The sequence below is a fragment of the Microbacterium sp. EYE_78 genome, assembly GCF_023149035.1.
GTDB lineage: Bacteria > Actinomycetota > Actinomycetes > Actinomycetales > Microbacteriaceae > Microbacterium.
The window spans coordinates 14589-35107 of the sequence record NZ_JAHXMY010000002.1 but is presented as its reverse complement, the minus strand read 5'-3'; the positions used below and the strand labels follow the sequence as shown (position 1 = coordinate 35107).

The window sequence follows — 20519 nt, the reverse complement described above, 5'->3', positions numbered from 1 at the left end:
GAGTGAGGGCGCGATGAGCCCGGCGTGAGAAGCCTCTTACCCGTTCCGCGGTGCGACGGAGCACACCAGGATGGAGGCATGTACGAGATCCCCGCGCCGATGCTCGCGAAATCCGTCCCCGCCGTGCCGGATCCCGAGAAAACCCCGGGCGGGCTGCTCTACGAGCCGAAGTGGGACGGGTTCCGCGCGCTGATCTCGTGGGACGGCGACCAGGTCGAGATCGGCTCGCGCGGGTCGAAGCCGCTGACCCGTTACTTCCCCGAGCTCGTGGAAGCGATCTCGCGGCTGGTCCCCGAACCGTGCCTGCTCGACGGCGAGATCGTCGTCGCCGATGGCGAGCCGGGATCGCAGCGGCTGCAGTGGGAGCAGCTCTCGCAGCGGATCCACCCCGCCGCCTCCCGCGTCGCGATGCTCAGCGAGACGACCCCGGCGATGTTCGTCGCCTTCGACCTTCTGGCCCGCGGAGAGCGTGACCTGCAGGCGGCGCCCTTCGCCGAGCGCCGCGCGGAGCTCGAGGACCTGCTGGGCGGCGTGCCGCATCCCCTCCACCTCACCCGCACCACGACGGACCCCGGCCTCGCGGCGCGCTGGCTCGCCGAATTCGAAGGCGCCGGCCTCGACGGCGTCGTCGCGAAGCCGCTCGCGCAGCCCTACGCCCCCGGCAAGCGCACGATGTTCAAGATCAAGCACGCGCGGACGGCGGACGTCGTCGCGGTGGGCTACCGCGTCCACAAGAGCGGGCAGGGCGTGGGGTCGCTCCTCGTCGGTCTGTACGACGACGACGGGCACCTGCATCAGGTGGGCGGTGTCGCAGCGTGGAGCAACGCCCGACGCCTCGAGCTCATCGACGAGCTCGCCCCGCTGGTGGTTCGGGACGACGACGGAGCAGCGGTGACGGGCGAGTCCGACCGGTCTCGATTCACCGCCTCGAAGGAGACGTCGTTCGTCCGGCTGCGTCCCGAGCGCGTCCTCGAAGTCGCGTACGACCAGCTCGAGGGAGCCCGGTTCCGGCACACCGTGCAGTTCCAGCGCTGGCGGCCGGACCGCGACGCCGCGTCATGCCGCTTCGACCAGCTCGAGCAGGTCACGGCGTACGACCTGGCCGATGTCCTGGACTGAGTCAAGGGCCCCGCAGCAGCGACAGCGGGTCGTCTAGGGTCGCACCATGGGCCTGTTCTCCTCCTCCTCCCGCACGGTGCGCAGCGACGAGAGCAGGCCGTTGCTGGTGGCCTCAGCGGGGAAGCCCGCCAGCATGTGGTCAGACGGCTTCGGCACCCTCGCGACGCGTTCGCTGCAGGTGATCATCGTCGTCGGCATCGCGGCCGCGCTCATCCTCGGGATGCTGCAGCTGACGGTCGTCGTCATCCCGGTGCTGCTCGCGCTCATCCTGGCGTCGGCGGCCGCCCCGGCGATGGCGTGGATGCGGCGGCACGGCATCTCGTCGCTGTGGGCGACCCTCATCACCCTGCTCGGCGTCGTGGTGGTCCTGGGCGGCATCGGCTGGCTCGTCGTCTGGGCCGTCCGGAACCAGTGGGACGAGCTGTCGCAGAGCGCGCAGCAGGGCTTCGACAGCGTCTTGACGTGGGTGCAGACGCTGCCGTTCGAGATCGACCAGGACCAGATCGACGAGTGGATCGGCACGCTCACCGACTTCGTCACGAGCGCGCAATTCGGCTCTGGAGCGCTCGCCGGCGTCAGCGCGGTCGCGAACTTCCTGACCGGCCTCGTGCTCATGGTCGTGACGCTCTTCTTCTTCCTGAAGGACGGCCCGAAGCTCTGGGAGTTCCTCGTCCGGCCCTTCCGCGGCTCGGACTACGACCGTGCGGTCCGCGTCGGGCACAAGGCCGTGCAGACGTTCGGCGCCTACCTGCGCGGCACCGCAGCCGTCGCCGCGGTCGATGCGATCGGCATCACGATCGGTCTCCTCATCCTCCAGATCCCGCTGGCGCTTCCCCTGGGCGCTCTGGTCTTCGTGCTGGCGTTCATCCCGATCGTCGGAGCGACCGTGGCGGGCATCCTCGCGGCACTCGTCGCGCTGGTCACGAACGATCTCGGCGCCGCGATCTGGGTCGTCGTGATCGTGGTCGCGGTGAATCAGCTCGAGGGCAACTTCCTGCAGCCGTTCCTCATGGGCCGCTCGATGAAGCTGCACGCCTTCGCCGTGCTCATCGCTCTGACCATCGGCACCGTCCTCGGTGGCATCGTCGGGGCGATCCTGGCCGTGCCGCTGACGGCCGCGGCGTGGGGCATCATCCAGGTGTGGGACGGCCCGAACACGCCTGCCCGCTGGGCTCGGCGCAAACAAGCGCTCGACGAGCAGGTCGACACGGTCACGGCCGGGCAGCCGCGCCGCGCCGACTGACGTCAGACCTTCTTCGCCCGAGAGGGCTGCACCCGCGGAGGCTCGCCCGGCATCTTGGGGAACTCCGGCGGGAAGGCCAGTTCGCCGAGACCGTCGTCGAGGTCGCGCTGCCACCAGTCGAGCAGCGTGTCGATGCGACCGGGGGCGTCCTGCAGCCCCTCCCACGGGTCACCGATCTGCGCGAGGCGCTCGGGAACGGTCCGGACGGTGAATGATGCCGGGTCCACCCCCGCCTCGAGCTCGTCCCACGTGATCGGCGTCGCCACCGTGGCGGACGGCAGTGCGCGGGGACTGTAGGCGCCCGCCATCGTGCGGTCCCGGTTCGCCTGGTTGTAGTCGATGAAGATGCGCTCGCCCCGCTCTTCCTTCCACCAGTTCGTGGTGACCTTGTCCGGCAGCCGTCGCTCCAGTTCGCGGCCCGCTGCAATGACGGCGTGACGGACGTCGAGGAACTCGTGCGTCGGTTCGATCGGACAGAAGACGTGGATGCCGCGATTGCCGCTCGTCTTCAGCCAGGCTTCCAGACCTGCTTCCCGCAGGACCTCGCGGAGGGCCGGAGCGACAGCCGCGGCATCCGCGAAGTCGGTCCCCGGCTGCGGGTCGAGGTCGATGCGGAGCTCGACAGGGTTGTCGGTGTCTGCGGCGAGGGATGCCCACGGGTGGAAGACGACCGTGTTCATCTGGACCGCCCAGACGGCAGCCGCGATCTCGCCGATCACGACCTGAGGATGCCTGCGGCCGCTGTTGTACGTGCACATGACCTGGTCGACGTAGTCGGGCGTCCCCTTCGGCGGGTTCTTCGAGAAGAAGCTCTCGCCGCCGACGGCGTCGGGGAAGCGCTCGAGCGAGACGGGACGGTGTCCGTTCGCTCGGAGGAAGGGGTCGCCGACGGCGATGACGTACTCGGCAAGCTCGTGCTTCGTGACCCCCGCCTCGGGGTAGACGAGACGGTTCGGGTTCGACAGCGAGATCTCGCGTCCGCCGGGGATCTGCAGGGTGATGCGCTCGGACGCCATAGCCCCACCCTATGGTCGCCCGGGCGGAGGCGACAGGGGCCGGTCAGGCGTCGTCGGCGACGTCCTCGGCGCCCGCGGAACCGTCGGCGCCCGCCGCCTCGGCCTGGCGGGCCGCATCGATGAGCGGCTCGAGCTGCGTCCGCTCGATGCGGATCCACGGACCGGCGGGGTCGACGAGGATGCCGCTCAGGTCGGGCTCACTCAGCAGCGCCGCGCCCAGCTGCGCCGCCGTGACCGGGATGGGCTGGTCCTCGCGGCGGACGGTCAGCACCTCGAGCGGATGCGAGAAGACCTGCAGGTACCGGGTGCCCTCGGCGGACCGTGCCTCGGCGATCCCCATACCCTCGCCGTCGGTGCGCGTGCCCGCCGCGATCCAGGAACGGCCCTTGACGATCGCCTCGACGACGTAGCGCGCCGTCGCGTCCGTGCGCGCGTCGCTGAGGAGATTCTTGATGGTGAAGTCGGGGTCCGCCTGGCTCAGGCTCTGCGTGATGAGGCCGACCGGCAGCACGATGCGGCGACCCGGTCCGGCGTGATCGAGCATGACGCCGTCGTATCCCGCATCGATGGCGTTCTGCAGCACGCGGTTCGCCGGCTGCCCGAGCACAGAGGTCTGCGAGTCGGTCTCCTCAGCGACGCCCGCTTCGACGGCGGCCGTTCCGGTGTAGGCGAGGAGGAACTTCTTGTCGTTCAGGATCGAGATGGCCAGCCGGAGCGGCTCTCCCGCCGTCATCTGCGCGCGGGCATCCCCGAGGATCCGCAGGTACAGGTTGCCCTGCAGCGCCTGACGCATCACGCCGAGCACTGCGGCGTTGTCGGGGGTCTCGGGCAACGCGGCGAGTTCGCGCATGAGGAGCGTGTTGTCGGGCACGCCGGCGCGCCCCTCGGTGCGCTCGGGCGCCGTCTCCGCTGCCTGCGGCAGCGGGGCCGCCGGGGTGGGAGCGGGAGCGGGTCGACGCGCCGGCTGCCCGTAGGTCGAGACGGAGATGGGGACGTGCGGAACGTCCTCGGCATCCGCTTCTTCGGCCGCGACGGCGGCGTTCACATCCTGCTGCACGTCCGCGACGGCGGGTTCGGCATCGACCGCCGTCTCGACTGCGTCGTCGGAGGTCTTCTTCGGGCGGCGGGAGAACAGGGCCATTGCTTCAGCGTAGACGTGAAGGGGGTGGTGGATGCCGGTCGGCGCGGCGTCGCCCGCCGACCGGCATCCACGTCACCGCTTCGGCGCTCGATACCCGGCGCGCTCAGCCGCAGCCACCGTCGCGAAGCACTCTTCCGGCTTGGTACGGCTGTAGTAGGTACTTCCGGGCACATGGTAGATCCAGTCTTCTGCACCCTGATTGCCCTTGATCGGGTGGCTGTCCGGGCAGGACCACCCCTGCGGCTCTGCCGACGGCGCCTTCGTGGGCGGCTTCGGTGCCGCCTTCACCGAAGCCGTGGACTTCGACATCGTGGCGATGGTCGGATGGCCGGCCTTCTTGCCCGTGACCTTGACCGCGATCTTCTTGCCCTTCACGCCCTTCGTAAGCGTCAGCGTCGCCTTCGTGGCGCCGGCCACGGCCTTTCCGTTCGCGTACCACTGATAGGAGAACCGACTGCCGACGGTCCAGCGGCCGGGCTTCGCGGTCAGCTTCTTCCCGACCTGTGCGGTGCCGGCGATGGTGGGCGTCGCTGCAAGCGCGACCTTGAGGGTCGCCTTCGATGTCCTGGACGCGGTCGCATACGCCGCCTTCTTGCCGGTCACCTTCACTGTGATCGCTTTGCCGACCAGCGAGGCGGGGAGGGTGTACGACGCCTTCGTCGCCCCTGAGATCGCTTTGCCGGATGCGTACCACTGATAGGAGAATCGGCTGCCGGCGGTCCAACGACCGGGCTTCGCGGTCAGCTTCTTGCCGGCCTGCGCGGTCCCGGAGATCGCGGGCGTGGCCGAGAGCGCGACCTTGAGGGTCGCCTTCGAGGTCTTCGACGCGGTCAGGAAGCCGGCCTTCTTCCCCGTCACCTTCACCGTGATGGTCTTGCCGACGACCGAGGCGGGCAGTGTGTAGGAAGACTTCGTGGCTCCCGAGATCTTCTTCCCCGACGCGTACCACTCGTAAGAGAGGGTCGCGCCCTTCGTCCAGGTTCCGGGCTTGGCGGTCAGCGTCCCTGTGGCGGTGACCGGCCCGCTGATGGAGGGCGTCGCCGACTGCAGCGCGGCGGCCTTGACGGTCGCCGTCTCTGTACTTCGCTTGAATTGGAGCGCTTCATCAGACCGGTACCCGGTGGCATCGAGAGCGCCGAGGACGTCGACAGAAATGCGCTTGCCCAGAGCGTCAGGCCCCAGATCGACCCACGCGTCAGAGCCGTACTGATACAGCCCCTCACCCGCGTACCAGGCGTAGGCGAGCTCGGTGCCCGTGGGCCACACCCCCGGAGAGACGGTGAGTCGCTGGCCGACCACTGCGGCGCCGGAGACGACCGGGTCGCTCGCAGCTCCGCCCACCGAGTCGACGTCCGCGTCGATGCCGGAGACGATGCCGTCGCCGACGATCACATCGGTGCCGTCGTCGAGGGTCAGCGCGTCGTTCCACCACTCGGTCCAGCTCGTGATGCTCTCGCCGTCGTCGTATCCGAGCTCGTTGAAACCGACGCGGTATGCGCCAGCCGGCAGATTCTCGATGACGTAGGTGCCGTCGGGGTAGATCGGCGACGAGTACGTGTCGAACGACTCAGGCCCGGTCTGGAGCCATGCCGTGACGACGCCGCCGGTGTCGATCTGATCCCCCGCCACCGTCCCCGTGATGCTGCCCGTCGGTGCCGCCTCAGCGGCCACGGCCGCCTGCGGCAGTGCCCAGACCGTGCTTGCGAGCAGAGCCGCGCCGGCTGCGAGCGCAGCCGAACGACGGCGCAACGAAGCGCCCATGTGTATCCCCAGTCCCGCGACCCCCGTCGCGCGCTATCAGCCGATTCCCAGCGAACGACTGGGGTCATTCTGACATATGCGCGACCGAAACCTCCGACGCGTCACAGTTTCGTGATCGGCGCCACCTTGATCAGCAGTTTCTTCGGCCCCGCGGTGTCGAAGCGGACGTGCGCGACGCGCTTCGCTCCCTCGCCGGTGACCATGTCCACCTTGCCCTCGCCGAAGTCATCGTGGCGGATGCGGTCGCCCGCCGTGAGCTCCATGTCGCCGTTGTCGCGGATCTTCGCGGGGATGCGGTTGGCGAACTTCGCGAGCGCATCCGACTTCTCCCGAGGGGGCAACGGCACGAGGTCGTCGCCGTAGCGGCTCGAACCGCCGAAGCGCGACCCGCCGCCGGCACGGCCGTTGATCGCGCGTGATTGCATGCCGCCCCGGGAGTTCACGTCTCCCGGCGACTGCCGCCAGTCGATGAGGTGGTGCGGGATCTCCTGCAGGAACCGGCTCGGCATCGCCGCGGACACCTCGCCGAACTGCGCACGCGTCATGGCGAGCGACAGGTGCAGCCGCTTGCGGGCACGGGTGAGTGCGACGTAGAACAGACGCCGCTCCTCCTGCGGCCCCCCGGGCTCGCCCGCCGAGATGCGGTGCGGGATCAGGTCCTCCTCGACACCCGTGACGAAGACGGCGTCGTATTCGAGCCCCTTCGCCGTGTGCATGGTCATGAGCGAGACCGATCCGCTGGCGTCGTCGAGGTCGTCGGCATCCGACACCAGCGTCACCTCTGTGAGGAAGTCGAGCAGCGTGCCGTCGGGGTTGTTGCGGGCGAACTCGCGCGTGACGGCGACGAGTTCGTCGAGGTTCTCCACCCGCGCCTCGTCCTGCGGGTCCTTCGACAGGCGCAGCGCATCGAAGTATCCGGATTTGTTGAGCAGCACGTTCAGGCCGTCGGTCACCGACGTCGATGGGGCGATCTCCCCCGAGCTCGGCAACATGATCTCCGACGCCTCCGCCAGGACGGCATCGAGCTCCGCGATCGCCTTCTGCACCTTCGCGCCGACCCCGAGTGCGGAGGCGTTCGCCAGCGCATCGCGGAACGAGATCCCCTCGGATGCGGCGTACCTCGCGATCGCGGTCTCCGTCACGTCGCCGATCCCGCGTCGCGGCTTGTTCAGGATGCGGCGCACCGCCATCTCGTCGGCCGGGTTCGCCACCGAGACGAGATAGGCGAGGGCGTCCTTGATCTCGGCGCGCTCGTAGAACTTCGTGCCGCCCATGATCTTGTACGGCACGGCCGAGCGGATGAAGATCTCCTCGAGCGCACGCGACTGCGAGTTGGTCCGGTAGAAGACCGCCATCTGCGAGTAGTCGAGGCCCTTCCGGTGCAGCGCCTCGATCTCGTCGGCGACGAACTGCGCCTCATCGTGCTGCGAGTAGCCCGTGAAGCCGATGATCGGGTCGCCGTCGCCGACGTCGGTCCAGAGCTTCTTGTCCTTGCGGTCGAAGTTGTGACCGATGACCGCGTTGGCCGCGGACAGGATGTTCTGCGTCGACCGGTAGTTCTGCTCGAGCAGCACGACCTTCGCCCCCGGGAAGTCGCGCTCGAACTCGCTGATGTTGCGTATGTCGGCGCCGCGGAACGCGTAGATCGACTGGTCCGAGTCACCGACGACGGTGAGCGACGCCCCGTCGACCTCGGGCGCCTCATCGGGCTCGAAGATCATCATGCCGCCGCTCGAGAAGGCGTCCCCCGCCTTGCCGACGACCGGTCGGGTGAGCTCGTGGATGAGGGCGTACTGCGCGTGGTTGGTGTCCTGGTACTCGTCGACGAGGATGTGGCGGAAGCGCTTGCGGTAGACGTCGGCGACGTGCGGGAACGCGCGGAACAGATAGACGGTCTGGGCGATGAGGTCGTCGAAGTCGAAGGCGTTCGCCTTCTGCAGCGACCGCTGATAGTCCGCGAAGATGTCGACGAAGACGCGTTCGGCCGGATCGCTCATGTTCGCCTGACGGGCGTACGACTCGGCATCTGCGAGCTCGTTCTTGAGCTTCGAGATCCGCCCCTGCACCGCCGCGGGCGTGAAGCCGAACGAATCACCCTCGTGCTGCTTCACCAGTCGCTTGACCAGGGCGCGGGAGTCGCCCGAATCGTAGATCGTGAAGCTCTTCGTGAAGCCGAACTGATCGGCCTCGCGCCGCAGGATGCGCACGCAGGCGGAGTGGAACGTCGAGATCCACATGCCTTGCGCGCTGTCACCGATGAGATGACGCACGCGCTCGCGCATCTCGCCGGCGGCCTTGTTCGTGAAGGTGATCGCGAGGATCTGACTCGGGTACGCCTCGCGGGTGCGCAGCAGGGATGCGATGCGGCGGGTGAGCACGCTGGTCTTGCCGGAACCCGCGCCCGCGACGATCAGGAGGGCTTGTCCCCGGTAGGAGACGGCCTCGCGCTGCGGCGGATTCAGGCCGTCGAGGAGATCCTCGTCAGGTCGGGAGCCGCCCGAGGAACGGGGCGCTCCGGCGCCGACGATGACGGGCTTGATCGGGTCGCTCATGTCCGCTCAAGTCTACGTTCGACCACCGACACGCGAGCCCGGCGCGATCCGTCAGCTCGTTGCGCGTCGATCTCGGCGCAGTACCCAGGTGTTGCCGTCGTCTGCCTCGTGGCGCAGTTCATCGAGCGCGGCCAGTGCGAGCGCGAGCCCCCGGCCCGATTCAGCATCGCTCCCGGGCATCTCGACCTCACCCAGACGAATCAGTGCGGGCTCGGCGTCGTCGGACATGACCGCCACGAGCCTTCCCGCGTCGACGGCGAGACGGATGGAGACGGTGGGCCGGACGTCACCGGCGGCATGTTCGACGACGTTGGTCGCCACCTCGCTGACGGCGAGCGCGAAGAGCAGCCGGTCCTCGTCGGACACGTCCGGCACGTCGACCCAGAGACCCTCCAACGCATCGTGCACGGCGTCGATGAGCGCGAGGTCCGCTCGGCCCACGACCTCCCGGAACGCCGACTCAGCGCTCATCGAACGCGGCTTCCGCGTTCGGGTACGCGCGGAGGACGCGGTCGAGGTTGGTGAGTCTGAGGACGCGCGCGACACCCTCGGGGACCGCTGCGATCCGAAGGTCGCCGTCGGCGAGTCGCGCCGCCTTGAGCCCTCCGATCAACGCACCGATTCCGGACGAGTCGATGAAGTCGGTGCGCGAGAGATCCACGACGACCCGCGCGCCCGAGGCGGCGATCGCATCGTCGACGGCGCCGCGGAACCGCGCGACGCCCGGCGCGGTGAGGCGGCCGGTGACGGTCACGACTGCGTGCCCGTCTCCGGGATTCACGGTGATGTCCACGGGGGCTCCTTCTCTTCGGAGGCTGACGATTGCTCACGGGATGCCGGAATCGCAGGCGATTCCCCGGGCGGCTGATACCCCTGATACCGGGCTGCCTGGATGAGGACGCTGAGCACGACGAGGTCGTAGGCGACCCAGACGGTGTTGACGAGCGTTCCGGTGCCGTCTGCCGTCCCGACGACGACGCGTCCGATTCCCACGACGACCGCGATGGCGAGCAGCACCATCGCCGTGAGTTGCGGCCAGATCTCGCGCCACGGCGGCCCGCCGGCGGCCCGGCCGTCCTTTCGGGTGACGACGAAATTCAGAGATCTCCCGAGCACGACGTTCGCGAACGCCGTGACGCAGGCGGCGATCCACACCGGGAACAGCGCAAGGGAGTACTGCTGACCTCGCCACGTCCGGATCCCCTTCGCGACCACGATGAACAGGATCTGGTTGACGATGAAGTAGGGCAGGAACCGGGCGAAGAAGTCGACCGACCAGGCGGTGACGGGCAAGACGCCGAGCAGCAGGTAGATCACGGGTGCAGCGAGGTAGATGACGGCGGCGAACCCGCTGAGGTAGCTCCACATCGTCCCGAAGTACATCAGCCGCTGCCCCGCGGTGAGCCCCTTCTTCGCGAGCGGATTGTCTCGCAGCAGCACCTGCATCGTTCCTTGTGCCCACCGCAGTCGCTGCTTCAACATGGTGCGCAGATCCTCCGGGGCGAGGCCGCGGGCGAGGATCTCGTGGTGATAGACGCTCTTCCAGCCGAGGGCGTGCAGCTGCATCGCCGTCGCCATGTCCTCTGTGACCGAGATCGTGGCGAGCGGCTGCAGCGGCTGGGCCTCACCGGGACGATCCACGCGTACGGCGTCCATCAGCGCATCGACCGCGCCGATGGTCGCGAGCGGGGACAGCTCCCGCACGGAGAGCGACTCCAGGGCCTCCTCGTCCACCACGTACGCATCCATCTCGGCGTCGCGCTGCACCGCGAGGTTCGCGAGTTCCGCGACGTCCGCCCGAATGTTGACGAGGTCGGCCTCGACGAGGCGCCGCGACGCGGACTGCACCTCGGCATGCACGGCTGCGGTCAGCTCGGCGATCGGAGCCCCCAGCGCGAGGTCGGCCCGAGCCTGCTGCACGGATGCCGCGAGTCGACCGATCTCCTCGGACACACCCGGTGTCAGCCCTCGGTCTGCAGCGGCGCGCCGCAGCATCCGATGGGCGGTCTTCAGCGCTGACCCCACGGATCCCTCGAGATCACGCACGTAGCCGATGATGCCGAGCTGCATGAGCGCGTCGCGGCGGAGGACGGCATTCGACCCGCAGAAGAAGGCGGCGTTCCACCCGTCTTTCCCCTGCTGGATCGGACCGTAGAACAGGGGCGCCTGGCTCCCGAGCGGGTCCGCCTCGTCGACGTTGACGAACCATTGCGGGGTCTGGACGAGCGCCACTGCGGAGTCGTCGGCGAAGTACCCGAGCGTGTGCTCGAGGATGAGCGGGTCCGGCACCTGGTCGGCGTCGAGGATCAGGAGGAACTCGCCCTCCGTCTGCATGAGTGCGTTGTTGAGGTTGCCCGCCTTCGCGTGACGCGGCTTGTCCGCCCAGTCCGCCGAGCGCGTGAGGTACCCGACACCGGCATCGCGGGCAGCGTGCTCGAGTTCTGCCCGCGCCCCGTCGTCGAGGATCCACGTCTCGTGGGGGTAGGTGATGCGCTTCGCCGCGAGCGCGGTGGCCATGACCATTTCGATGGGTTCGTTGTACGTGGTGATGAAGACGTCGACGGTGCCTTGCGGCGCGGCTGTGGGGCGCGGGCGCTCCCGTGCGCGCCACATGGTCACGGCGAACAGGACCGTGTCCACGAGACTGTAGGTCTCGGCGATCACGAGCGGCACCGCGATCCACCAGGCCTCCCAGTTGACGGAGGCCAGCCATCGCCACGCGACGTAGTTCAGGCCGAGCAGCACCGACAGGACCGCGAGGATCCTGATGACGAGGAACCGCGTCGTCACGCATCCCTCCTGACGACCATCAGCGTCACATCGTCGGGGGCCTTCCGCGCCTTGGCGAGCGCGATCCCCTCGGCGACGGCTCCCGAAGGACCACCGTGCCTGAGGGCGCGGAGCACCTGACCGAACGGATCGTCGTCGTCGAGGATGTCGAGCACGCCGTCACTGCAGCACAGCAGCGCGTCACCCGGCCCCAACCGGACGCGCGTCGACTCCCGCGACTCGTCGATGCCCATCCCCAGCGGCAGACCCGTCGACCGGATCGGCTCCCACGTGTCGTCCGAGCGCACGATGAACGCGAGGGAGTGGCCCGCATCCACGAGCTCGACCTCACCCGAGGCGGCGTCCACTTCGGCGATGACCGCCGTGACGAACATATGGATGTCGGCGAGATCCTCCGACACCTGCCGATCGAGGTCTCCGACCGCCTCCACCAGCGGGCGCTCGCGAGCGGTCCGAAGCGACGCGCGGACGCCCGCAGCGATGAGCCCGGCACCGATGCCTTTGCCCATCACATCAGCCAGCGTGAACCGCAGCCGACCGTCGTGGATGTACCAGTCGTAGAGGTCCCCCATCACCTGCCCGGCGGGCAGCGCATCGGCGGCGAGCGTGAAACCGGGCACCGCAGGGGTGTGACGCGGGAGCAGCGCTCTCTGCACCTCGCCCGCCCGGTCGAGCTCATGCCCGCGGGCGATCTCCGTCTGCACCCAGAGCGCCATCTCCTGCAACAGCTCACGCTGCGCGCCGGTGAGTCTGCGTGGCTTGGTGTCGAGGATGCAGAGCGTTCCGATCTGCTCCCCACCCGGCGCCTCGAGCGGTTGTCCTGCGTAGAATCTCAGGTGCGGGTCACCTGTGACGAACGGGTTGGTGCTGAAGTCCTCATCGGATGCCGCGTCTTCGACGATCAGCATGGAGCCCTTCGCGACGGCGGCCCCGCAGAACGATCCCGCTCGCGGCGCTTCGCGCTCGCCTTCGAATCCCTGTTCCGACAGCCGCCACTGTCGATCGTCATCGAGCAGGGTCACACTGACCATCGGGACGCCGAAGACCTCCCGGGCGAGGCGGGTCACCCGATCGACGCGCTCGTCCGCGGGCTGGTCGAGCAGATCGAGACGCTCGAGGGCTTCTTGTCGCTCGCGTTCCCGAGCCGCCGCATCCGTCACGTCGATCGTCACACCTCCACCTTGTTACGCGCCGGCTGTGAATCGCAACCCGGCGTCACTCCAGCGCGTCGTAGACGCGACGCGAGATGTCGGTCACCCGCCCCAGCGTCGCGGCCAACCACACACCCGGCTGGTCGTGCGTGTCGTCGACATCGTCGGTGGACGGCAGCGAGGCGGCGTAGGCGTCGATCGCTTTCCATGCCGCATCGATCCTGTCCTGCACGGCGTCGTCGCCCGGCGGAGTCGCGATGAGCTCTGCGACCCGCCGCATCGCCTGTGCGAGGAGCGACACGTCGCCATGGCGGGAGTCGAGCCGCTCGTGCTGCGAGAGGACGTCCAGCAGGTCGCGCGTCAGGTACGTCATCCGCTCGAGACCCCACCACCGTTGCGCGTTCTCGTCGTGGACGCCCCCGACGCCGCGCGCGCGCAGATTCGCCCGCTCCGATCTGGACGCCTCGTCGACGTCGGCCGCCACGGCGATCGAGGTCTCCGCGAGCGCGTCACCGTCCGTCCGCAGGCTCGTCGCGTCCGGTTCCCCCTTCTCCACGGAGTCGGCGGCGCGATCCATCGCCGTCGTCAGCGCGGCGCGGAGTTCCGAGAGCCGGTCGCGAGCTGACTGCAGGTACAGCGGCGGGACCAGCACGTAATTCGCGACGACTCCGACGAGGACGCCGAATGCCATCGTGGCCAGGTACGAGGTGGAGAAGCCGTCCGCATCGTTCTTGCTCAGCAGCAGGACGAACAGTCCGGCGAGCGCCACCCAGTCCCTCCCCGCTCCGAGGGCACGGATGCCGCCGACCGCCACACCCACGAGGACCACGGCTCCGACGGCGACGACGCCCGGGGCGCCGGCGGCGACGATCGCAAGCCCGCCGAACCCCAAGGCGATGCCGCCGGCGAGTCCGATGAGCGATTGGATGCCGGCGCGCGCCGAGTCGGCCACGGTCGGGTACATGCTGACCAGCACGCCGAGCGGCGCGTAGTAGGAGTACTCCGCGTCGGCGAAGGGCACGAGCGGCGCGAAGAACCAGGCGATTCCCGCCGCGACCGCTGTCTTCAGCGCGAGGAGCAGTCGACGGGTCGTGAAGACGTCGCCGCCTGCTCGTCGCACTCCCAGAGCCAGTTGCGCGGCCGTCCGCCGCGGAGTGGTGCGTGGCATGACGTCACGGTAACCACCAACCCCGGATGCGGGCCGCCCCCTTGCACGCGCCTGGCGCACGACTTAGCCGCCGCGTGACCCGCTCGGCTTGCACCTGATGCCGCTTGCGTCAAGCCGCCAGGCGGTATTCGCAGGGCGCATTATCGTCGGCATTGTCGCGATACCCGCGCGGCATCCCGGCGCCGCAGACCCCGGTCCGCGCCGCCTGTGAGGGCAGGAGTGGCAGTGACCGAAGCGTCCGACGGCGAAGCGACCTCCGCATTGCTCGACGGTCGCTATCGGCTGGGGGAATGCATCGGGCAGGGCGGTATGGCTCGCGTGTTCCGGGCCGAGGACACGATCCTCGGGCGAACGGTCGCCGTGAAGATCATGCGCACAGAGGCGGAGCATCCCTCGATCCCGCCCCGGGCCCACACGGAGATGTCGCTGCTCGCGGGCGTGAACCACCCATCGCTCGTCACGCTGTTCGACGCGAAGGTCGTCCCCGGGCAGCCGGAGTACCTGGTGATGGAGTTCGTCGAGGGCCCGTCGCTCGCGGCTGCGCTGCAGGACGGTCCGTTGGATGCCGCTGAGGTCGCCGCCATCGGGGCGGAGCTCGCCGCAGGGCTCGACGTCGTCCATCGCGCCGGCATCGTCCACCGCGACGTGAAACCGTCGAACGTCCTGCTCGCGCCGAGCCCCCGCCCCGGTCGACGCTACTGGGCGAAGCTCGCCGACTTCGGTGTCGCCTACCTCGCGGACAGCACGCGCCACACGAGCCCGGGGACGGTCATCGGGACCGCCGCCTACCTGGCGCCCGAGCAGGTCCGCGGCGCCCCCGCCGGCCCCCCGGCGGACGTGTACGCGCTGGGGCTCCTCCTGCTCGAGACCGTGACGGGCGCGCGCGCCTTCCCCGAGGCGTCGGGGATCGGCCGTGTCATGGCGCGACTCGTCGACGACCCCGAGATCCCCGCCTGGCTCGGCCCGGAGTGGTCTGGGCTGATCCGCTCGATGATCGCCCGCGACCCGGCCGAGCGCCCGACGGCGCGCGAGGTCGAGGATCGACTCCTCCTCCTGCCGACGGACATCGTGCGCCCGATGGGTGCGGACCGGTCAGCCATGGTCGATGTCGCGACCCAGCCGATCGTCGCCGCGCCATCCACGGGACCTGCCGCCGCGGAGAGGACGACGATGCCCGACATCGCCACCGAAGTCCACCAGGTGCCGCGCACGCGCGACCGTGCGCGCCGGAGGCGGAGCCGGCGGACTCGCGTGTGGATGATGAGCGGCGCGGCGGCGGCGGTGGTGGCCGTCTTGGTCATCGGCGGGTACCTCTGGGCGGGTGGCCTGACCGGAGGCTTCCCGTCGCGCGACCTGACCCCGGTCACCGGGCCGACCTCGCCGGCTCCCGCCGAGACACTCGTCGACGACTCCGCGGACACCGCGGTGATCACGGTCGACGATGACGCGCCCGGCGAGCCGGAACCCGCGCCGGTGCCGGCGTCCGACACCACCGACGTGGAGCAGCGCCCGGCGTCGACCTCAGACGACGCGGACGCGAAGGCGGCGGCGAAGGCCGCGAAAGACGCCGCCAAGGCACAGGAGAAGTCCGCGAAAGACGCGGCCAAGGCCGAGCAGCAGGCATCCCAGAAACCGGGGTCGTCGCGTGGCACCGAGAACCGGTCGGAGAACGGTTCGAAGAACTCGGCCGGGAACAAGGGCAACGGGAACGGCGGCTGATCCGTCATGTCGCGACACACCGGGTCACCTCGTGACGCGACGAGTGCGGTTGTCGGACCGACGGGTTAGCGTGAGGTCATCGCGACGGTCCGGGTGGTTCCGGGCACCGGGTCATACCGGATGTGCAGCGGGTTCGACTCCCGCCGTCGCGTCGGAAGCGGCTCGGCCGCAGCGGTCACACCCCGGGGTACCGCTCCCCCACCGGAACGTCGACCGTGACGACGTTCCCCGGTTGCGCCAGCGGGCAGGCCCACGCGGGGTCGTACGCGCAGGAGGGGTTGTACGCGAAGTTGAAGTCCAGCACGATCGTGCCGCGGGCGGCATCCGACCCGAGATCGGCGCCCTTGATCGTGTCGATCAGGTAGCGGCCGCCGCCGTAGGTGCCGTCGGCGCGGCCCGCGAGTGCGTCGCGCACCGGGATGAACAGTCCGCCGCCGTAGGTGGTGAGGCGCCACACGTCGAGCGTCCCGACGTCCGGCACATCGACGAGACCGATGCGTGCGAAGGGGACGACCCCGTCGGTGCCGGTCGGGAACTCGAAGCCACCCGGCTCGGCGTCGAGCAGCGGCAGCTCGAACCTCCACCCGGGGTCGTACTCCGCGACGGGGAGTCCGTCGAACCCCTCGCGGGCACCCGGCAGGAGGGGGCTCGAGGGATGCCGGGCGAACAGGTCGTCGCGCTCGGCCCGCCACACCGCGTGGGCTTCGTGGGGATCGTCGGCCTGCCGCACGGCTGCATAGAGCGCGAAGACCCGGCGGCGCCAGTCGACGACCTCGACGGCGGTTCGTGCGTCCGTGGCGGTCATCCGCTCAGGCTACGCCGCGCCGGACTCGTCGAGGTCCGCGAGCGCGGAACGCGCCTGATCGATCCGCTCGGCTTCGGGACGCTCCCACCAGTACGGTCCACGCTCACCGAGACCGCGTTTGGCGATGCCGACTCGGCGACGAGCCTGGGCGAGGGCGTCGTCGTCACCGGCTCGTCGGGCCGCGCCGACGGCGGACCGTGCCCGCCCGAGGTGCGAGAGCAGCGGTTCGACCAGATCCGACGGCAACGCAGGGTCCGTGCGGCGCCAGCGGCGCCCGTCGACGACGAGCCATCTGTCGTCGTCATCGGTCATGACCCGAGTATGCCTCGCAGGCGGCTGCGCTCAGGCCTCGCAGTCGGCATCCGCCGCGCGTACCCTCGCGGACAGGAGGTCCTCATGCACGCGCACCGCCGAGCGTTCGCGGCATCCGTGCTCGCGAGCGCCCTCATCCTGGCCGCCTGCACCACCGAAGGAGCACCCATGCCGACCACCGGAGCGGAGTCCTCCACCCCGTCGTCCCGTCCGCCGTTCCGCACGACGGCGCCGGGTCCGATCGGTCCGACAGGTGCGCCCGTGGCGGTGCCCGAGGCGAAGTGGGCGGCGATCGTCGCGGATCTCCAGGCCCGCGACGTCTCCGGTGCGCCGCAGCTGATCTCGTCGGAGCGCGTCGAGTTCGCCGACGGGTCGCTCGGCTGCCCGGCGCCCGGCACGTCCTACACGCAGGCCACCGTCGACGGCTACCGCATCGTGGTCCGGGCCGGCGACCGCACCTACGACTATCGCTTCGGCAACGGCGATCGGCCGCGCCTCTGCGAGCGGTGACGGATGCCGAGAGGGCCGGTGCGCGCAGTGCGCACCGGCCCTCTCATCGCTTGGGGCTCCGTGAGCCCCGGGCTTACTTGACCTTCACGAGCAGGGCCTCGTCCGCGCCCGACTCGTTGTCGACCACCACGACCATCGCACCCAGCGGCTTCTGCGCCGCGAAAGCGGATGCGTCGGTGCGGACGGTCACGTCCGCGCTGCCCCCACGGGGGACGAGCTCGTACTGACCGTTGCTGATCGCGGGATCGGCCGGGTCGTACGTCGCCGAACCGGCGAACGCGTCGGACCCGTCAGTGGTGAGGCTGAACGACTGCACGGTGTAGTCGAACGCGCCGGTCACCCCGATGTCGGCCAGGTCCACCGGCAGCAGCAGCGTGCTGCTGTCGGTCGGGGCCTGCGCCAGGAACCCGCTGGGGATCAACGCGCCCGTCTTCGCGTTCTGGAGGAACACCTCGGTGATCCCGTCGACCGACCCGGTCCGCACGGCGCCGGAGTCGTAGGAGAACACCACCCAGTCGGGCGTGCCGTCGCGGTTCGTGTCGATCACGACGTCGAACTCGTTGCTGGCCGCGTTCGACCAGCGCTGGTGCGTGTTCACCGCGAACACGGCGAGCCGGTCTCCGGCGGTCGTCGTGAACGACTGCACGCCGGCGGCACGCAGGTCGTAGCCGGTGTCGCTGATCGACTTCGGGGCATCCTTCTTGTCCGACAGGCCCCACGTGTACACGTCGGCTGCCGCATCGATCGCGCCCTTGCGGTTGCGGAGCTCCAGCGTGCGGTCACCGTCGGTGACCTTGCCGCGCGAGCTCAGCGACCCCTTGGCTGTGACGTCGCTATTCGAGCGGGGCACGAGCAGGTACGGCACCCGCAGCGTGGCGTCCGCCGAGGTCAGGACGACGTTGCCCGAGATCTCCGAGAACGCGAACTGGTCCGCGCCGGCCAGCGAGCTCGGGACGGTGGATGCCGCGGCCGAGACCGACACCGAGAAGGTCGCGGTGCGTCCGGGGCGGACGGTGACCTTCTTCGAGCTGACGGACACCTTCGCGTCGAGGGACTGCTCCGAGGCCTGCGTCGTCACCGTGAACGTGACGCTCTTCGAGCCGTCGTTGCGGACCGTGACCTTCTTCTTGCCGCCGAGCGACTTCGTCGACTCCTGGAATCCGAAGCTGAGCGCCGACTCGCGGAGCCGGCCGCTCTCGGTCTCGAACGCGTCGCCCGTGGCGGTCACCGAGGTGCCCACGGCCTGCGCGGTGTCGACCAGTCCGAGCCCGCCACGGGTCGGGTCGAGCCCGGCCACCTTGTCGGGGTCCGCCGTCGACACGAGCGCCGCAGCGACCTGCTCGGCATCCCACTCGGGGTGCGCCTGCACCGAGAGCGCGGCGACACCCGCCACGTGCGGGGCCGCCATGGAGGTGCCGGACTTGATCGACGGCTCGCTGCCGGTGCCGACGGCGACCGACGAGATCGACACACCGGGGGCGGCGAGATCGGGGCTGATGGCGCTGTCGCCGCTGCGCGGTCCGGATGAGCTGAACGACGCGTAGCCGCGGAAGCCGGGGTTGGCGATCTCCGCGCCCACGAGGGTGGCCGTCGCGCCGGTCGTGAAGGCAGGGCCGTCCGACAGGCGGACGCCGAGGAACGGGATCGTCACCTCGAACGGTGTGCCGTCGTCGGGGTTCTCGAAGATCGGCCCCTCGTACGGGGGCAGGTCGTTCGTCGAGTTGACCATCACGACTGCGGCCGCGCCCGCCTGCTGACCGAAGATCGGCTTCGCCGCACGGGCGCACGTGCCGCGGTCGACGACCGCGAGCTGGTTGCCGCCGGCGACGACACCCGCACGGGTGTAATCCGACACGGCGCAGCCGAGCGCCTCGTTCACGGTGGTCGCGGGGTCGTCCGTCAGGCGCACGACCGTGAGCTCGCCGAGGCCGTCGACGGACGCGCCGTTGGCGTTGATCGCCTGCACCGTCTTCCCACCGACCGTGATGGTCGCACCGGGGAACGACTCGGCGCTGTCGACGGCCGAGACGGCCACGACACCGTCGCCACTGCCCGGAGACCCGGTCAGGTACGGGCTGGGTCCGGAGTTGCCGGCCGAGGCGACGACGACGACACCGGCGCCGACCGCGTTCGAGGCGGCGACGGCGCTGGGGTCGTCTCCCGTGCCGTACGACGAGCCGAGCGACATGTTGATGACGTCCATGCCGTTGTCGACCGCCCAGTCGATCGCCTGGATGGTCGCGTCGGTCGAGCCGTCGCATCCGAACAGACGGACGGCGTAGAGGTCGGCCTCGGGTGCGACACCGGGGCCGACCCTGAAGTCGACCGACGGCGTCGAGGAGTCGTACGGTCCGTCGAAGGTCGAGCCGTCGGGCAGGACGCCCGAGCCGCCGGTCGTCCCGGCGACGTGCGAACCGTGACCCTCGCAGTCAAGCGGGTTCGGGTCGGGCTTCGGGACGAGGGCGTCGCCTTCGCCGCCCGCGTCGTAGTCGTCGCCGACGAGGTCGATGCCGCCCTTGATGCGCGGCGCGTTCGGCCCGAACAGGGCCGGGTCCGCCGCCTGATCGGATGCTGCGGCCGCAGCCTCGTACGCCTCGACGGTGCCCGGTCCGCCGAAGCCGGCGTGGGTGTAGTCGATGCCGGTGTCGAGGATCGCGACCTTGACGTTCTCACCGGTGTATCCGGTGTCCTCCCACACGGCGGGGACACCGAGGAAGGGAACGGAGACCGAGTTGTCGAGCTCGTGCACGACCACCGGGTGCACGGCGACGACACCGGGCAGGGCCGAGAGGTCGTCGAGTCGGGCAGCAGGCACCGTCGCCTGGATGCCGTTGTACGCGGACTGCATCTGGGCGCGGATCTTGCCGCCCTCGGCGGTGATCTTGCCGCGGATCGCGTCCTGGGCCTTCTTCAGGTCCTTCTTGACGGTCGTGCGCTCGCTCTTGGAGAGCGTGCGCCCCTCTTCGGCCTGGACGACGGCCACGGGGTCGCCTTCCATCTCGATGACGACGCCGACCTGACGATCGGGGTCGAGTGCGGCCGCGTCGATCGAGCTCTGCAGCTCATCGGTCGACTGGCTGCGATCGAACCGAGCGGTCGGATCGTCGGCTGTCGCGGCGAACGCCGCTGTGGTGGGCAGTGAGAGCGCGAGGACGCCCGCTACCGCCAGAATCCGTCGGTGCAAGAGGGGACCGCCTTTCCTTCTGGGAGGAGCACTCGGCGTGGCTGTCGC

16 protein-coding genes are annotated in these 20519 nt (G+C 69.8%); 4 read left to right on the top strand and 12 right to left on the bottom strand.

Going from position 1 to position 20519, the window contains the following annotated elements:
* Positions 1-78 precede the first annotated feature (78 nt).
* Both KZX17_RS07245 and KZX17_RS07240 read left to right on the top strand, forming a co-directional pair.
* Positions 79-1119: an ATP-dependent DNA ligase gene (locus tag KZX17_RS07245; protein WP_248171715.1), complete on the top strand. Its 1041-nt coding sequence runs from the start codon at positions 79-81 to the stop codon at positions 1117-1119.
* 46 nt (positions 1120-1165) lie between these two features.
* On the top strand, positions 1166-2362 hold the full coding sequence (locus KZX17_RS07240) for an AI-2E family transporter (RefSeq protein ID WP_248171714.1): 1197 nt from the start codon (positions 1166-1168) through the stop codon (positions 2360-2362).
* Positions 2363-2364: 2 nt separating this feature from the next.
* Here KZX17_RS07240 and ligD read toward each other — a convergent pair whose 3' ends face one another.
* The 9 genes from ligD to KZX17_RS07195 all read right to left on the bottom strand — a co-directional run bounded on the left by ligD (position 2365) and on the right by KZX17_RS07195 (position 13941).
* A complete protein-coding gene (gene ligD / locus KZX17_RS07235; protein WP_248171713.1) occupies positions 2365-3378 on the bottom strand; it encodes a non-homologous end-joining DNA ligase in 1014 nt (337 codons plus the stop codon).
* A gap of 43 nt (positions 3379-3421) precedes the next feature.
* Positions 3422-4519, bottom strand: a complete 1098-nt coding sequence (locus KZX17_RS07230; RefSeq protein ID WP_248171712.1) for an SseB family protein — start codon at positions 4517-4519, stop codon at positions 3422-3424.
* 72 nt (positions 4520-4591) lie between these two features.
* Positions 4592-6280 (bottom strand): hypothetical protein, encoded by a 1689-nt coding sequence (locus KZX17_RS07225; RefSeq protein ID WP_248171711.1) that lies wholly within the window; start codon positions 6278-6280, stop codon positions 4592-4594.
* 101 nt (positions 6281-6381) lie between these two features.
* Positions 6382-8832 (bottom strand): ATP-dependent helicase, encoded by a 2451-nt coding sequence (locus KZX17_RS07220; protein ID WP_248171710.1) that lies wholly within the window; start codon positions 8830-8832, stop codon positions 6382-6384.
* Between the two features lie 51 nt (positions 8833-8883).
* Positions 8884-9303, bottom strand: a complete 420-nt coding sequence (locus KZX17_RS07215) for an ATP-binding protein (RefSeq protein ID WP_248171709.1) — start codon at positions 9301-9303, stop codon at positions 8884-8886.
* Positions 9293-9625: an STAS domain-containing protein gene (locus KZX17_RS07210; RefSeq protein WP_248171708.1), complete on the bottom strand. Its 333-nt coding sequence runs from the start codon at positions 9623-9625 to the stop codon at positions 9293-9295. Before KZX17_RS07210 ends, KZX17_RS07215 begins: the two co-directional genes overlap by 11 nt.
* Positions 9610-11622: a glycosyltransferase family 2 protein gene (locus KZX17_RS07205; protein ID WP_248171707.1), complete on the bottom strand. Its 2013-nt coding sequence runs from the start codon at positions 11620-11622 to the stop codon at positions 9610-9612. The genes KZX17_RS07210 and KZX17_RS07205 overlap by 16 nt, the downstream gene beginning before the upstream one ends.
* Positions 11619-12794 (bottom strand): GAF domain-containing SpoIIE family protein phosphatase, encoded by a 1176-nt coding sequence (locus tag KZX17_RS07200; protein WP_248171706.1) that lies wholly within the window; start codon positions 12792-12794, stop codon positions 11619-11621. Before KZX17_RS07200 ends, KZX17_RS07205 begins: the two co-directional genes overlap by 4 nt.
* A gap of 43 nt (positions 12795-12837) precedes the next feature.
* The gene (locus KZX17_RS07195) at positions 12838-13941 is read right to left on the bottom strand and encodes an aromatic acid exporter family protein (RefSeq protein ID WP_248171705.1); all 1104 of its coding nucleotides are present in this window, start codon (positions 13939-13941) and stop codon (positions 12838-12840) included.
* A gap of 225 nt (positions 13942-14166) precedes the next feature.
* Here KZX17_RS07195 and KZX17_RS07190 point away from each other — a divergent pair, with 225 nt between their 5' ends.
* The gene (locus KZX17_RS07190) at positions 14167-15660 is read left to right on the top strand and encodes a serine/threonine-protein kinase (RefSeq protein WP_248171704.1); all 1494 of its coding nucleotides are present in this window, start codon (positions 14167-14169) and stop codon (positions 15658-15660) included.
* A gap of 175 nt (positions 15661-15835) precedes the next feature.
* Here KZX17_RS07190 and KZX17_RS07185 read toward each other — a convergent pair whose 3' ends face one another.
* Positions 15836-16465, bottom strand: coding sequence for a DUF1684 domain-containing protein (locus tag KZX17_RS07185; protein WP_248171703.1), 630 nt, complete (start codon positions 16463-16465; stop codon positions 15836-15838).
* A 9-nt stretch (positions 16466-16474) separates the two neighbouring features.
* Positions 16475-16777: a biopolymer transporter Tol gene (locus KZX17_RS07180; RefSeq protein WP_248171702.1), complete on the bottom strand. Its 303-nt coding sequence runs from the start codon at positions 16775-16777 to the stop codon at positions 16475-16477.
* An 84-nt stretch (positions 16778-16861) separates the two neighbouring features.
* Here KZX17_RS07180 and KZX17_RS07175 point away from each other — a divergent pair, with 84 nt between their 5' ends.
* The gene (locus tag KZX17_RS07175) at positions 16862-17287 is read left to right on the top strand and encodes a hypothetical protein (protein ID WP_248171701.1); all 426 of its coding nucleotides are present in this window, start codon (positions 16862-16864) and stop codon (positions 17285-17287) included.
* Positions 17288-17360: 73 nt separating this feature from the next.
* Here KZX17_RS07175 and KZX17_RS07170 read toward each other — a convergent pair whose 3' ends face one another.
* Complete coding sequence (locus KZX17_RS07170; RefSeq protein ID WP_248171700.1) at positions 17361-20471, bottom strand: S8 family serine peptidase; 3111 nt, start codon at positions 20469-20471, stop codon at positions 17361-17363.
* Positions 20472-20519 lie beyond the last annotated feature (48 nt).

What these genes read in the sequence shown, in the direction of transcription:
- KZX17_RS07245 (WP_248171715.1), top strand. Translation starts at nt 79, where the DNA reads ATGTACGAGATCCCCGCGCCGATGCTCGCGAAATCCGTCCCCGCCGTG.
- KZX17_RS07240 (WP_248171714.1), top strand. Translation starts at nt 1,166, where the DNA reads ATGGGCCTGTTCTCCTCCTCCTCCCGCACGGTGCGCAGCGACGAGAGC.
- ligD (WP_248171713.1), bottom strand. Translation starts at nt 3,378, where the DNA reads ATGGCGTCCGAGCGCATCACCCTGCAGATCCCCGGCGGACGCGAGATC.
- KZX17_RS07230 (WP_248171712.1), bottom strand. Translation starts at nt 4,519, where the DNA reads ATGGCCCTGTTCTCCCGCCGCCCGAAGAAGACCTCCGACGACGCAGTC.
- KZX17_RS07225 (WP_248171711.1), bottom strand. Translation starts at nt 6,280, where the DNA reads ATGGGCGCTTCGTTGCGCCGTCGTTCGGCTGCGCTCGCAGCCGGCGCG.
- KZX17_RS07220 (WP_248171710.1), bottom strand. Translation starts at nt 8,832, where the DNA reads ATGAGCGACCCGATCAAGCCCGTCATCGTCGGCGCCGGAGCGCCCCGT.
- KZX17_RS07215 (WP_248171709.1), bottom strand. Translation starts at nt 9,303, where the DNA reads ATGAGCGCTGAGTCGGCGTTCCGGGAGGTCGTGGGCCGAGCGGACCTC.
- KZX17_RS07195 (WP_248171705.1), bottom strand. Translation starts at nt 13,941, where the DNA reads ATGCCACGCACCACTCCGCGGCGGACGGCCGCGCAACTGGCTCTGGGA.
- KZX17_RS07185 (WP_248171703.1), bottom strand. Translation starts at nt 16,465, where the DNA reads ATGACCGCCACGGACGCACGAACCGCCGTCGAGGTCGTCGACTGGCGC.
- KZX17_RS07180 (WP_248171702.1), bottom strand. Translation starts at nt 16,777, where the DNA reads ATGACCGATGACGACGACAGATGGCTCGTCGTCGACGGGCGCCGCTGG.
- KZX17_RS07175 (WP_248171701.1), top strand. Translation starts at nt 16,862, where the DNA reads ATGCACGCGCACCGCCGAGCGTTCGCGGCATCCGTGCTCGCGAGCGCC.